The organism is Martelella mediterranea DSM 17316, assembly GCF_002043005.1.
Lineage (GTDB): Bacteria > Pseudomonadota > Alphaproteobacteria > Rhizobiales > Rhizobiaceae > Martelella > Martelella mediterranea.
On the sequence record NZ_CP020330.1, the window covers coordinates 2,216,259 to 2,230,516 of the forward strand.

Here is a 14,258-nt window from a genome sequence, read left to right on the forward strand (position 1 = left end):
AATGGCCAAGATTTCAAGACAGCAGTATTCCGACCTCTACGGTCCGACGACCGGCGACAAGATCCGCCTCGGCGACACCGATCTCTACATCGAGATCGAAAAGGACCTCCGGGTCTATGGCGAGGAAGCCGTCTATGGCGGCGGCAAGACACTGCGCGACGGCATGGGCTACGACAACGAGCTCACCAATGCCGCCGGCGCCCCGGACCTCGTCATCACCAACGTCACCATCCTCGACCCCGTGCAGGGCGTCATCAAGGCCGATGTCGGCGTCAAGAACGGCAATATCTGCGCCATCGGCAAGGCCGGCAACCCGTCCACCATGTCGGGCGTGACGCCCGGACTGGCGCTCGGGCCGGGTACCGACGCGATCTCCGGCGAGCACCTGATCCTGACGGCGGGGGGCATCGATGCCCACGTCCACTTCATCTCGCCCCAGCAGGCGGAAGCCGCGCTTTCCAACGGCGTCACCACGCTGTTCGGCGGCGGCATCGGCCCGACCGACGGCACCAATGGCACCACCATCACCCCCGGCACCTGGAATGTCGAGATGATGCTGCGCTCCTTCGACGGCTGGCCGGTCAATGCCGGCGTGCTGGGCAAGGGCAATGTCTCCGCCCGGCTGCCGATCGAGGAGCAACTGCGCGCCGGCGTCATGGGTCTGAAGATCCACGAGGACTGGGGCAGCACGCCGGAAGCGATCCGCACCTCGCTGCGCGTCGCCGATGAGTTCGACGTTCAGGTCTGCATCCATACCGATACGCTGAACGAGGCCGGCTTCGTCGAAAACACCATCGCCGCCTTCGAGGGCCGGACCATTCACACCTACCATACGGAAGGTGCGGGCGGCGGTCACGCGCCGGACATCATCCGGGTCGCCGGCCAGTCCAACGTCATTCCGAGCTCGACCAATCCGACGCTGCCCTATGGCATCAATTCGCAGGCCGAATTGTTCGACATGACGATGATCTGCCACAATCTCAGCCCCAAGATCCCGACCGACGTCGCGTTCGCCGAGAGCCGCGTGCGCCCGGAAACCATTGCTGCTGAAAACGTGCTGCACGATCTCGGCGCGATCTCGATCCTGTCGAGCGACAGCCAGGCCATGGGCCGCGTCGGCGAGAACTGGGCGCGCACGATCCAGACCGCGCATCTGATGAAGGACCGGATGGGCGCCTATGATGGCGACACGTCGGGTAATGACAACGAACGCGTGTTGCGCTTCGTCGCCAAGGTCACGATCAATCCGGCGATCGCGCAGGGCGTCAGCCATGTGATCGGCTCGGTGGAGGTCGGCAAGATGGCCGACCTCGTGCTCTGGGAGCCGGCCTTCTTCGGCGCCAAGCCGAAAATGGTGATCAAGGGCGGCCTCATCTCCTGGGCGCTGATGGGCGATCCGAACGCATCGCTGCCGACGCCGCAGCCGGTACTCTACCGTCCGATGTTCGGCGCCTACGGTTCGGCGCTGCCGAAGACCCGCGTCACCTTCACATCGCTGGCAGGCTATGAGGACGGCATCGTCGACCGCTACCAGCTCCAGTCGCAGGTGGTGCCGGTCTATGGCACGCGCACGATCAGCAAGAGCTCGATGGTGCGCAACAGCGCCCTGCCGGAGATCGAGGTCAACCCGGAGACCTTCGCAGTGACCGTCAACGGCAAGCACGCGACCGTCGAGCCGGCGACCACGATCCCGCTGAACCAGCTTCACTTCTTCAGCTGATTGCGATGCCGGGCGAAGCAAACCTTCGCCCGGCCCGTCCAACAACAAAGACGCCGGGGACGTTCAGCCGGAAGGCGGCATCGTGGGCCAGACAGGCTCCGGTGCATTTCGGCTCTTCTTTCCAGGCGCAGAGAATGCGGCGAACACCATGATCCTTGTCGAAAAAATCCTTGGCAACCTGAAGGATGCCGACTGGCACAAACGCTCCCACGACGCGACGGTCGACTATCTCGCGCTCGAACAGTGGGAAGCGCCTAAGAACCGCCTGCGCAAGGCGAGCGAGGGCGGAACCGAACTCGCGATCTCGCTGCCGCGCTCGGAGCATCTCCACAATGACGATGTCCTTTATTACGATGAGGCCAGCAACACCATCATCGCTGCCCGCATCGCGCTGAAGGAGGTCATGGTGATCGAGCTCGAAGGGCTCGAAACGCTGGCGCCGCAGGAAATCCTGCGGATCTGCTTCGAGCTGGGCCACGGGCTCGGAAACCAGCACTGGCCGGCAGTCATCAAGGGCAGCACCGTCTATGTGCCGCTCTCCGTCGACCAGAAGGTCATGGCCTCGGTGATGAAGACCCATGCCTTTGAGGGCGTGAAGAGCCATTTCGCGCCGGGCGAGGAAATCGCCGCCAAGCTCGACGCGCGCGAGGTGCGCATGCTCTTTGCCGGGGCCGATGCGACGCCGCATCACCACCATGACCATGGTCACGGCCATGGCGACCATCACCACCACTGATCGCGAGGCAGGGGCATGGCAGATGAGAACAGCAGCAGGACAGGCTCGGCAGATGACATGATCCTGCTCGCGCGTCTTCTGCAGTTTTCGGATTCGACGTTGCCCGTTGGCGCGTTCGCCTTTTCCAACGGGCTGGAATCGGCGATCCAGACCGGCGTCGTCGCCGATGCGGCAAGCCTGGAGCGCTTCGTCGAGACGGTGGTGCGACAGGCCTCGGGCATGGATGGCATCGCTTTCCTCCATGCCCATCGCGCGGCCCGCCGCGGTGCCTATGACGCCGTGCTTGAGGCCGATCGGGAATTGTGGAACCGGCGCGTGGGCGAGGAGCAGCAGATGATGCTCGCCCGCATGGGCCGCAAGTTCGCGGAGCTTTCCCTGAAGATCAGCACGTTTCCCGTTCTCGAACGCTGGCTTGCCGATATCAAGGCCGGAGCGACGCCGGGCTGCTTCCCGGTCGGCCAGGCGGTGGCGCTGGCGCATATGGGCGCCGATGAGAAGCAGGCCTTCGTGGTCCATCAGTACGGCGTCGCGGCGATGATCATGAGTGCCGCGGTGCGGCTGATGCGGATCGATCATCTCGATACCCAGCGCATCCTGTTTGCCGTGCAGGGCCGCGTTGCGGACGATTACGCGCGCGTCAGCGGGCTGGAACTCGACGAAATGTCCGGCTTCGCGCCGGTCTTCGATGTCCTCGTCGCCCATCACACCAGAACCCATGTCCGGCTGTTCATGAACTGACCGGCGAAACAAGGCCGGCGGAAAAAGAGGATTGGCACAATGAAGAAAATCACGCGTATCGGCATCGGCGGCCCGGTCGGATCGGGCAAGACGGCCGTGATCGAAACCATCACCCCGCGGCTGATCGAACTCGGCGTCAAGCCGCTGATCATCACCAATGACGTCGTCACCACCGAGGACGCCAAGCAGGTGCGTCGCACGCTGAAGGGCGTGCTGGTCGAGGAAAAGATCGTCGGCGTGGAAACCGGCGCCTGCCCGCATACCGCGGTGCGCGAGGACCCGTCGATGAACATCGCCGCGGTCGAGGAAATGGAGGAGAAATATCCCGACAGCGACGTGATCCTGATCGAATCGGGCGGCGACAACCTGACGCTGACCTTCAGCCCGGCGCTCGCCGATTTCTACATCTACGTCATCGACGTCGCCGCCGGCGACAAGATCCCGCGCAAGAACGGCGCCGGCGTCTGCCAGTCGGATATCCTGGTGATCAACAAGACCGATCTCGCGCCTTACGTCGGCGCCGACCTCGGCGTCATGGACCGGGATTCCAAGCTGATGCGCGGCAAGAAGCCGTTCGTGTTCACCAATTGCAAGACCGGCGAGGGCGTGGACGAACTGATGAAGCTGATCATGGATATGGCGCTGTTCGACGTGACGCCCGCCTCCGGCCAAGCCGCCGAGTGATCTGATGAGCCTGCATGAAAGCCTGCGCCGGATCGACGAATACCGGGAACTGAACGGTTTCAGGACCGAGCCTCAGCAGATGCGCGCGGCCGGACCGGGAAAGATCGGGGCGTTGCGCCTCGGCTTCTCGATGCGGGGCGGCCGCTCCGTGCTGTCCGATCTCTACCGGGTCACGCCGCTTCTGGTGCAGCAGGCGCTCTACTGGGATGAGGCGATGCCGGAACTGCCGATCTGCTCGATCATCTCGATCGGCGGCGGCATTTTGCAGGGCGATCGCTACACGATCGATATTTCGGTGGATGAGGGGGCGTGCGCCCAGGTGACCTCCCAGGGCGCGAACCGCATCCACCAGATGGACGCCAACTACGCCTCGCAGCACCAGACGGTGACGCTTGCAAGAGACGCCTATCTCGAATTCCTGCCGGACTTCACCATTCCCTATCGGGACTCGCGCTTCATCAACGACACCGATCTTGTGGTCCATGAGGATGCAACCCTGCTCTATGGCGAGATGATGATGACCGGCCGCAAGCATCACCACGCGAGCGAACGCTTCGGCTTCGACCTGCTGTCGATGACCGTCAATGCCCGACGGCCCGACGGACGCAAGCTTTTCACCGAAAAGGTGCTGATCGAGAAGGGCAACGAGACGATCGATTTTGCAGCGGTGATGGGCGGCTACGATGCCTTTGCCAACATTCTCTGCATCGCGCCGCCGGCGGTTGCCGAGCGCATCCGGGAGCGGGTGAACGTCAATTTCGGCGACGAACCTCCGCGCGCGATCTCGGGTGTCTCGACGCTTCCTAACGGCGCGGGACTGATGCTGCGCGTGGTCGGGATCGAAAGCTACGACGTGCGCGCGGAGGTTCGGAATTTCTGGAAGGTCGTCAGGGAAGAAACCCGCGGCAGAACGCTGCCGGAGGAATTTCTCTGGCGTTGATCAAGGGCCAAGAAGGGGGTGCGGATATGACGGAGAAGCGGAAAGATTTTGGAACGCAATGCCTGAGGGGCGCGGGGCAGGTGTTCTTCATGGAGAACGCGCTCACGGGCGCGTTGTTCATCGTCGCGATCGCCTATGCAAGCTATGCCGGCGGAAACTGGTCGACCACGATCGGCGCCGTCGTCGGCCTCATCGTCGCCACGCTGACCGCCCGGCTTCTCGATTGCGATGAGGATTCGATCACCTCCGGCCTGTTCGGCTTCAACGGCATTCTCGTGGGCGTCGCGCTGCCGACCTTCATCAGCGTCTCGCCGCAGCTCTGGTTCTATGTCGTCATCGGCGCGGCCATGAGCACGGTGGTGACGGCGGCGCTCGGGGCGATGATCACCAAAAGCTGGGGCATTCCGGGCTCCACCGGCCCGTTCGTGCTGACCGGCTGGCTGCTGGTGGCGGGCGCCTATACGTTTGGCGCGCTCGATGTTTCCGGCGACCATCCCGAACTGGCCTCCGACTATATCAAGGGCGTGACGATGATCCCGTCCCATGTCGAACTGGTCCAGATCTTCTTCCGCAATATCGGCCAGGTCTATCTTCTCGGCAACGAGATCAGCGGCGCGATCATCCTGCTCGGCATTCTGATCGCCTCGCGCGTGGCCGGCCTCGCCGCCATTTGCGGATCGCTGATCGCCATGGCGACTGCGATCATGCTCCGAGCGGAGCCGCATTCGGTGGTTCAGGGGCTCTACGGCTTCAGCGCGGTGCTGACGGCGATGGCGGTCGGCGTCATCTTCCTGAAGCCATCGCCGCGCGTGGTCGTCTATGCGCTGCTGGCCACCATCGTCACCGTGTTCCTGCAGGGCGCCTATGACGTGCTGACCGAGCCGCTCGGCCTGCCATCCTTCACCGCACCCTACGTGCTGACGATGTATCTGTTCATCGCGCCGAAGAAGCTGCTCGCGCCGCATCCGCACAGTGCGGTCGGAGAGCATCTGGTCACCGATACCAACAACTAAAGAGCGGCGCGACCGGGGCGGTCGCGCCAAAAAAACAAGCTTTTCAAAGGAGAAGGTTATGCAAGCGATCAATGCGGGGGACACCGCGTTTGTTCTGATCTGCACGGCGCTGGTCTGCATGATGACCCCGGCCCTTGCGCTGTTTTACGGTGGCCTGGTGAAGCAGCGCGATGTGCTGTCGATCATGATCCAGAATTTCGTGTGCATTGGGATCGTCAGCATCATCTGGGTGTTTGGTGGTTTCAGCCTGGCCTTCGGTCCGTCGATCGGCGGCATCATCGGCGATATCCGGCCTTATTTCGGCATGTATCATGTGGGTATCAGTCCGAATGACACCTACGCGCCGCACATTCCCTTCATGATGGTCTTCGCCTATCAGATGATGTTCGCGATCATCACGCCGGCACTGATGACCGGCGCCTTTGTCGGTCGTTTCAAGTTCGGGGCCTATCTGTTCTTCGTCGGTTTGTGGACGATCCTGGTATACCTGCCGGCAGCGCACTGGATCTGGGGCGGCGGTTTCCTGGCCAAGATGGGCGTCGTCGATTTTGCCGGCGGCATAGTGATCCACACCGCTGCGGGTTTCTCGGCCCTTGCGGCTGCCCGCTTCCTCGGCAAGCGCAAGGTCGCCGTCGGCGATCCTGAAAGCCAGCCGGCGAGCCTGCCGCTGGTGGCGCTCGGCGCGGGGCTGTTGTGGTTCGGCTGGTTCGGCTTCAATGCCGGCGGCGCCTATGCGGCGGATGCGCTTGCGGCCTACGCCTTCACCAACACCATGCTCGCCGGCGCGATCGCCATGCTGGTCTGGATGTTGTGGGAGTGGCGCGAGCACAAACGGGTCTCCTTCTCCGGCGTTCTCGTCGGCGCGGTGACCGGCCTTGCGACCATCACGCCCGCCGCCGGCTATGTCGAGCCGATGGCCGCGCTGCTGATCGGGGCTATCGGCGCGACGGTCTGCTACAACGCCAAATATGTTCAGGAATGGTTGAAGATCGACGACACGCTGGAAGTCTGGCGCGCCCATGGCGTCGGCGGCATGACCGGGGCGATCCTGATCGGCTTCATGGCCAGTTCGCATATCAACGCCGTCTCGGCGAGCGTTAAGCAGCTTGGCGTGCAGGTGCTGGCCGTCGTTATCGTCGCCGCCTATTCCTGGATCATCACGACGATCCTTCTGAAGATCCTCGCGGGCTTCGGCCATCTGCGGGTAGCTGACGATATCCAGGAAGGAGGCGTCGATGAAGACATGGTCGGCGAACGCGCCTTCAACCTCTTCAACATGAAGAACGACATCAACAAGTAAGCAAAAACCACGACAGCCGGGCGGTCTCAAGGCTGTCCGGCTGTCGTTTTGTATTTCCCGTCAACCGCCGGAGCCTTCGTGGATATCACCGTCATCATCTTTCTTCTGGTCTATCTGGCGCTGGCGCTTGGTTATCTGCCGGGTTTTCGCGTCGACCGGACCGGAGCGGCGGTTGTTGGCGCGCTGGCGATGATCGGTTTCGGGCGGATCACCGACAAACAGGCCTGGGACGCGATCGATTACCACACAGTCGGGCTGCTGTTCGGCCTGATGGTCGTATCGGGGGCTTTCACGGTTTCCGGTTTCTATCAGTGGTTGGCCGGGCGGGTTGCCTCGCTGAAGGTCTCGCCGCCGGCGTTGCTTGCTTTCCTTGTGGTTACCGGCGGTGGGCTTTCCGCCGTGCTGACCAATGATGTCGTGATTGTCGCGATGACGCCGCTTCTGGTCTCGATCACCATGTCGCGCGGCCTCAATCCGGTTCCCTTCCTGCTCGGCTTCTGTTTCGCGACCAATACCGGGTCGGTGGCGACGATCATCGGCAGCCCGCAGAACATGATCGCCGCGCAGACGCTCGGCCTGTCGTTCACTGGCTTCATGAAGGTGGCGCTGGTGCCGGCGCTGATCTCGCTGCCGGTCGTCTGGGGCGCGGTATGCCTGATCTATCGCGGGCGCTGGAACCTTGCCGCGGTGGAAGAACGGCCCCCGTCCGCCACGGTCGCCGCGCCCGCCCAGAAACTCGATATCGCCGAGACCATCAAGGCGGCCATCGTTACCGTCGCCGTTGTCGCCGCCTTTGTCTTTACAGACTGGCCGCGCGAAATGGTGGCCCTTTCGGCCGCCGCCGTCATGCTGGTCAACCGTCAGGTGTCGTCGAAGGAGGTCATCGGAACGGTCGATGGCAATCTCCTTCTGCTGCTGGCCGGGCTGTTCGTGGTCAATGCGGCGCTGGCCCAAACCGGAATGCCGCAGAAGGTGGTTCACGATCTTCAGGGAGCAGGCGTCGATTTCGCCAACCCCTCGATCCTGTTCCTCGTCGCATCCGCGCTCAGCAATATCGTCGGCAACAATCCGGCGGTCATGCTGCTCGCGCCCTTCCTGCCGCATGCGGCCAATACCGATGCGCTGGGTGCGGCCCTTGCGCTCGGCACGGGCTTTTCCAGCAACCTGATCATCTTCGGCAGCCTTGCCGGCATCATCGTGGTCGAGCAGGCGAAGGACCGGGGCGTGAAGATCGGCATGGGCGAATTCTGCCGTGCCGGCGTCCCCGTCACGCTGCTGTGCATGGTGCTTGCGCTCCTCTGGATCGCGTTTCTGACCTGACGTCGCCCTGCCCAAAAAGGGGCGTGGTGATCAGCGGCTCGCTTCGATAAGCGTTTCGGCGCCCGACGTCAGCAACAGCGCGCCGTCCGGCCCGAAGTCGAAGCTTTCGCTCGCATCCAGCGCCTCAAGGAAGGCCTGTTCCTGCTTCATCAGGGCGTCGTCGCAGGCCATCCGCGTCGTTGCCAGCGGGCCGATGGCGATGCCGCCCTCGCCATTGACCGAGAACGCCCCGGTGAAGCGATTGCAGCCTGTGGTGCCGAAGATCTGGCCTTCGTCGCTGATCGAGAAGGCGGGGCGAGCGGCCATGTCGGCGAGCACGCTGCCGTCGATCGCGTCGACGGTCCAATCGGGGCCGGTCAGCAGTTCGAGCGTATCGCCGCCGCAGCCCTTCAGCGTTCCGGTTGCCGTTTCCAGTTCGACGCTTTGCGGAAACAGCCGGCCGCTCATGTCATCCTGGCATAGGCCGGCTCGTACGGTGAAGGCGAGGGCGTATTGGTCGAAACCGTAGCGATAGGCTCCGTCGACCACCTCCGGCTCCGGCAGGCGGAGGTCGAGGCGGTCTTCCCCGTAATTCATGTCCAGCCCAAACCGGTCACCTGCGATGACGGCGCGCCAGCCGGGCTCATTGCCCTGCGCCGACCATGCCTTTTCCGCCTCAGCCGGCACCATGACGCAATCCGGCAGGTCCTCGCCATCGAGCGTCACCAGCGCGCTGTCGCCCTTGCTCCAGAAGACGTTTCGGCCGTCCTCGGACTGGTATTTCGCGCCATCCGCGGAGATTGCCGGGGCGAGGTGGTAAATCCTCTCATCGGTCTCGACCACGGCTTCCTCGCCCTGAAAGCCGGCCTGAAGGCGGATATCACCGCACATGAAGGTGCTGCTGAAGGCCGTGGGCGTGAACGCCGTCAGCATAAGGTCTCCGATATCGGCATCATTGTTTCCCGCCGCGATCATGACCGGTTCGCTCACAAACCGGTTGGCGCCGTCGATCCGGATCGCCGCTGTCAGCTTCGCCGCGACGCCTTGTGGGATGGCCAGTTCGAACGGCCATGGCACCTGCCGGCCGTTCGACTCATCGCTGTGCGTCGCCAGCAGGGCGTTTTGAAAACCGCGTGCCTCGACGACAAGTTCGGCATCGTCCGGCAGCGCCATGCGTTCGCGCATCATGGCCTCGCCGGTGATCATACGCATGTCCTGCGCATGCGCGGTCGTTGCCGCCAGAAGGCTAGCCAGAACTGTCAGAACGGAACGGGACATGGTGTTTCCTTTGTCGTCTTCACGGGTGGACGGTATGCCGCGCCGGAGACGGTTCCGCGTTTCTGGCGGAGCAGCCCGGACCCACCGGCGAGGGCCGCGCTGCGCGGTCAGGCACGCGCGCCGTCGCTGCTAATCTAACACGGTATTTGTAGGTTACCGCAACCGGTCGAACAACATGTCAGACCATACAGTTGACCCTTTGCGCGCAGGCTGACTATCAGCAGATCGGGCCTGCTAGAGCGCAGGTCCCGCCCTCCGGCAGGACGTAGCGATCACGGAATCGTTGCTCATTTTTTTTAATCCCCCTCTGGACATGAAGCGCCATGGATAATTCCGCAGAAGAGCTCGAGCAACCGGGAAGCCGGAACGCGCAGATCCGCTTCGTCGCCCTTGCGGCCCTGGCGGGAATTCTGACGGGGTCCGTCGGGTCCGTGTTCCATTTGCTGATCGACTGGCTTCAGGCATGGCCCCGCGTCCTCGCAACGCATGTTGATGGCGTCGTGCTTGTCGCCGCTGCCGCCCTGATCACGATGTGCGCGACGCTGGTCTCGGTCTATGTCGTCCGCCGATACGCACCCGAGGCTGGCGGCAGCGGCGTGCAGGAGATCGAAGGCGCCATGCAGGGCTTGCGCACCGTTCGGTGGCAAAGAGTGCTGCCGATCAAGTTCCTGACCGGCATCGTCTCGATCGCGTCGGGGCTGGTGCTCGGCCGCGAAGGCCCGACGATCCATATCGGCGCTTCGTTTTCGGCGGCGATCACTGATTTCTTCAAGGTCAGCGAAACCGAGCGGCGCGGCATGCTGGGCGCCGGTGCGGCCGCCGGTCTCGCCTGCGCCTTCAATGCTCCGCTCGCCGCCATCCTGTTCATCGTCGAGGAAACCCACCGGCAGTTTCCCTATACCTTCCGCACCTATATGGGCGTGATCATCGCCGCCGTGCTCGCGACGGTCATGACCCAGGTTATCGGCGGCACGGCGCCGGATTTCTCGATGGCGGTGGCGAGCCCGGAGCTCTACCTGCTGCCGGCCTTCGTCGTCCTTGGGGTGCTGCTTGGTTTCCTGGGCGTCAGCCTCAACGCGGCGCTGATGTGGACGGGCTCGTTCGCCGCCCGTCTCAACGGGCGCGTGCCCTATCTCTATCCTGCCGTGGTCGGCCTCGTCGTCGGCGGATTGTTCGTGACGATGCCGCTTGCGGTGACTGGCGGCGAGCATGTGGTGACCTCGCTTGCCGCCCACAGCGCCAGCCTTCAGGTTCTGCTGGCGCTTGCCGTAATCCGCTATGTCACCATGACGGCGAGCTATTCGGCGGGCACGCCGGGCGGCATTTTCGCGCCGATCCTGGCGCTTTCGATGTGCGTCGGTCTGGCCTTCGGTGGCATCGTCGAACTGGTGACGCCCCACGGCATACCGCTCGCCTTCGGCATGGCGGCGATGGGCGGACTGTTTTCCGCCTCCGTGCGCGCGCCGATCGTCGGCGTGGTGCTGACGCTGGAACTGACCGGCGCCTACACCATGGTCATGCCGCTGATCGTCACCTGCATGACGGCAAACATGGTCGCCGAATGGATCGGCGGACGCCCGATCTACGACCAGTTGCTGGAACGCACGCTGAGAAAGGCCGGCATCGACCCGGCGGCCAAGGGCGAGGACAAGACCGGCCTGGCATGAGCCTCTAGTTCACATCATCATCACGATCACCAGGCCGAACAGGATCAGCAGCGTGGTGGAGACCGCGTATCCGACCGAAAAGCCGATCGCCGGGACCTGGCTTTCAGCCTTTTCGGTCAGCATCGCCAGCGCCGGGGATGATTTTCGCGCTCCCGCGCAGCAACCGAACAGGATGGCGTCATCGAAGCGGAAGACGTATTTCCCGAGATAGATCGCCAATAGCGACGGGACGATGGAAGCGACCAGGCTCCAGAGCAGGAAGACCGGCCCCAGCTCCTTCAGCCCGCCGGCAAGGGCGGGCGCGGCGGCAAGGCCAAGGGCTGCGATGAACAGGTTGAGGCCGATCGAGTTCATGAACCACAGCGTGGCTCCCGGTACCCGGCCGAAGACAGGGTGCACCGAGCGGAGCCAGCCGAAGAAGAGACCGATAAGCAGGATGCCGCCGGCCGTCGACAGCGTCAGCGGCACCTCGCCGACCCTGAAGCTCAGCGCGCCGATCACGGCGCCGGCGACGATCGCGGCGCTGATGAAGGCGATGTCGGCGCGCTCGGTTTCCCGGTCGAGATAGCCGAATTTCTTCGCGAAACCGGCGATGTCGGTGGGCCGCCCGATGATCCTGATCACGTCGCCGCGATAAAGCGTCGTGTCGGCGAAAACCGGTATCGACACGGACAGGGCTCCGCGATGGATAGCGGTGATGAACACGCCGCGCGTCTCGGGAAGGTCCGCGAGCGCCTTCAGCGTCTCGCCGGCCAACGCGCTCGACGTGATCAGCACGTCGGTGCCCTCGACCTGGACGCCGAGCAGCTCCGCGTCGTCGACTTCCTCGAGCACCTTGCTGACTTCGCTGAGAAGCACATGCCGCGATCCGGCAAGGGCGATGATGTCGCCGGCCGCGATCGTGACGGAGGTGGTGGCCTCCATGATCTCGCCTTCCCGGCGCAGGCGCGCCAGGAACAGCCGGTGATTGTCGAAGAAATGTTCGGCATCGGCGACGTTGAGGCCGACCAGCGGGGATTTTTCATCGACGCGATAGGCGCGCGCGACATATTGATGCCAGGCGGTTCCCCGACGGGCCTTGCTGTCATTGCCGCCCATTTTTTCGACATAGGCGCGGCAGGCGGCGGCGAGATCGATTTTCAGAAGCCGGGGCCCGACGATCGCCAGCACGATCACGGAACTGAGCGTGCCGATGATGAAGCTGATGGAGAAGGCAGCCGGCATGAGGTCGAGCGCGTGGGCCTTGGCCGCCGCCGTCATGGACGATTTCGCGATCGCGGTTTCGGAAAGCGGGAGGGATGGCGAAGTGGTTGCCGAGCCGGCGAAGAAACCTGCCGCCGCGCCCACATCGAGACCGGCAAGCCGGGCGACGGCATAGACACTGAGCAGGCTCATGATACAGACGACGACCGCAAACCCCGCCTGCTTGAAACCGCCCTCGAACAGGGCGCGGACGAATTGCGGACCGGCGCTGTAACCGACGGCGAACAGATAGAGCGAGAAGAACACGAATTTCATCTTCGGCGAGATTTCGAATCCGATCTGGCCGATGGCGAGCGCCGCAAGCAGCGTGGCGGTCACTTCGCCAAGCGAGATGCCCCTGACTTGAACCCGCCCCACGGTGAAACCGACGACAAGGCAGAGAAAGAGCGGTATTTCCACGTTTTCTCGCAACGTGGCGACAAGCCATTCGGTCATTCACTACATTCTTTTTATCGTGCTTTGCATCGCGCCGGCGCAAGGTCGGTGGCCAAGAATAAGAGCAAAGGTCGATCGGGAAAACTGTAAGGTCTGACAACCCGGCTGAGAGGCCCGGAATTTGTGGCATCGAAGGCTTTCAGGTGGGGTAGACGTTTGGTTACGCGCTCCAACCGGCTCCGCAGCCCCACGAACGCCAGAAGCCCGGATTCCCGCCTGAGGGCTCCAAGCTTCATGGTTTCATGCCTTCTTCGATTTTGTTCCCTCAAGGACGGAAAAAAATCACCTTCTCTCACCGGCGATCATGAGTCACAATGCTCGATATAGAGGGTTTCGGCCCGTCGCGCGTGACGGGCCGTTGGTCTTCCGGAGACATCCGGAAGCAAATGGAGCCGCCTCCGTATCCGGAGCGAAATCCGGGCTATTCGCAGGCGGGGAGAGATGACCGGCCCCCGGCCGGCGAAAGGAAATAATCATGCGTGAGATGCCAGGACGTCCGTCTCGGCGCGGGTTCCTCAAGGGAACGGCCGCCGGGGTGGCGATTGCTTCGCTTGCCGGCTCGGCCAATGCGCAAGCGCCCCAGAAGGAACCCCCGCCGCCGCTCGATCAGTATGAGCGGGTCTATTTCAACGAGGCCGAATGGGCGTTCGTGATGGCCGCCTGCGACCGTCTGATTCCCTCCGGCGGCAATGGTCCCGGCGCGATCGACTGTCGGGTGCCGGTCTTCATCGACCGGCAGCTCGCAGGCAATTTCGGCACGGCCGCGGACTGGTACATGCAGGGCCCGTTCGATCCTGCCGCCAATCCCACGCTCGGTTTCCAGAGCCCGCTGACGCCGGCAGAAATCTACCGCCAGGCGATTCCCGTCTTTCAGGACTGGTGCAAGACCAACCATGGCGACAGTTTCGAAAATCTCGAAGCGGCAACACAGGATGCCGCGCTGACATCGCTGCAAAAGGGCGAGGTGGGGCTGGCCCCCGAGCTGCGCGATTTCTTCCAGTTCCTGCTCGCCAACACCAAGGAGGGCTATTTCGCCGATCCCGGTTATGGCGGCAATCACGACATGCAGGCCTGGGTCTATATCGGCTTTCCCGGCGCGCGCGGCGCCTTCACCTCCTGGCCGGGCCGCGAGAACGCCAAATATCCGCTCGGTCCCGTGTCGATCAGCGGGGAGAGGGCGTAAAC

At 63.4% G+C, this 14,258-nt stretch carries 12 protein-coding genes; 10 read left to right on the forward strand and 2 right to left on the reverse strand.

Translation table 11 applies throughout. The features are described from left to right. The first annotated feature begins 1 nt into the window (after position 1). The 8 genes from Mame_RS10365 (at position 2) to Mame_RS10400 (ending at position 8,451) form a co-directional block, all read left to right on the forward strand. On the forward strand, positions 2–1,720 hold the full coding sequence (locus tag Mame_RS10365) for an urease subunit alpha (RefSeq protein ID WP_018062734.1): 1,719 nt from the start codon (positions 2–4) through the stop codon (positions 1,718–1,720). 148 nt (positions 1,721–1,868) lie between these two features. Then, entirely contained in the window at positions 1,869–2,456 is a 588-nt protein-coding gene (locus Mame_RS10370) for an urease accessory protein UreE (RefSeq protein ID WP_026173118.1), read from the forward strand. 15 nt (positions 2,457–2,471) lie between these two features. Further along, a complete protein-coding gene (locus Mame_RS10375; RefSeq protein ID WP_051085049.1) occupies positions 2,472–3,194 on the forward strand; it encodes an urease accessory protein UreF in 723 nt (240 codons plus the stop codon). Positions 3,195–3,233: 39 nt separating this feature from the next. Beyond that, positions 3,234–3,878 (forward strand): urease accessory protein UreG, encoded by a 645-nt coding sequence (gene ureG / locus Mame_RS10380; protein ID WP_018062731.1) that lies wholly within the window; start codon positions 3,234–3,236, stop codon positions 3,876–3,878. Between the two features lie 4 nt (positions 3,879–3,882). Beyond that, a complete protein-coding gene (locus Mame_RS10385; protein ID WP_018062730.1) occupies positions 3,883–4,818 on the forward strand; it encodes an urease accessory protein UreD in 936 nt (311 codons plus the stop codon). A gap of 26 nt (positions 4,819–4,844) precedes the next feature. Beyond that, positions 4,845–5,831 carry an urea transporter gene (gene yut / locus Mame_RS10390; protein WP_026173117.1) on the forward strand — a complete coding sequence of 329 codons (987 nt, stop codon included), beginning with the start codon at positions 4,845–4,847 and terminating at the stop codon, positions 5,829–5,831. Positions 5,832–5,889: 58 nt separating this feature from the next. Beyond that, positions 5,890–7,131 (forward strand): ammonium transporter, encoded by a 1,242-nt coding sequence (locus Mame_RS10395; protein ID WP_018062728.1) that lies wholly within the window; start codon positions 5,890–5,892, stop codon positions 7,129–7,131. 78 nt (positions 7,132–7,209) lie between these two features. Continuing rightward, entirely contained in the window at positions 7,210–8,451 is a 1,242-nt protein-coding gene (locus tag Mame_RS10400; RefSeq protein WP_026173116.1) for an ArsB/NhaD family transporter, read from the forward strand. 30 nt (positions 8,452–8,481) lie between these two features. On the opposite strand, the gene Mame_RS10405 is transcribed toward Mame_RS10400, so the two are convergent. After that, positions 8,482–9,708 carry an META domain-containing protein gene (locus tag Mame_RS10405; RefSeq protein ID WP_018062726.1) on the reverse strand — a complete coding sequence of 409 codons (1,227 nt, stop codon included), beginning with the start codon at positions 9,706–9,708 and terminating at the stop codon, positions 8,482–8,484. Positions 9,709–10,031: 323 nt separating this feature from the next. Here Mame_RS10405 and clcA point away from each other — a divergent pair, with 323 nt between their 5' ends. Then, positions 10,032–11,375 carry a H(+)/Cl(-) exchange transporter ClcA gene (clcA, locus tag Mame_RS10410; RefSeq protein WP_018062725.1) on the forward strand — a complete coding sequence of 448 codons (1,344 nt, stop codon included), beginning with the start codon at positions 10,032–10,034 and terminating at the stop codon, positions 11,373–11,375. Positions 11,376–11,384: 9 nt separating this feature from the next. Here the strand turns inward: clcA and Mame_RS10415 are convergent, their stop codons facing one another. Further along, positions 11,385–13,073 (reverse strand): aspartate-alanine antiporter-like transporter, encoded by a 1,689-nt coding sequence (locus Mame_RS10415; protein ID WP_018062724.1) that lies wholly within the window; start codon positions 13,071–13,073, stop codon positions 11,385–11,387. 475 nt (positions 13,074–13,548) lie between these two features. Here Mame_RS10415 and Mame_RS10420 point away from each other — a divergent pair, with 475 nt between their 5' ends. Further along, the gene (locus Mame_RS10420; protein WP_026173115.1) at positions 13,549–14,256 is read left to right on the forward strand and encodes a gluconate 2-dehydrogenase subunit 3 family protein; all 708 of its coding nucleotides are present in this window, start codon (positions 13,549–13,551) and stop codon (positions 14,254–14,256) included. Positions 14,257–14,258: the final 2 nt, after the last annotated feature.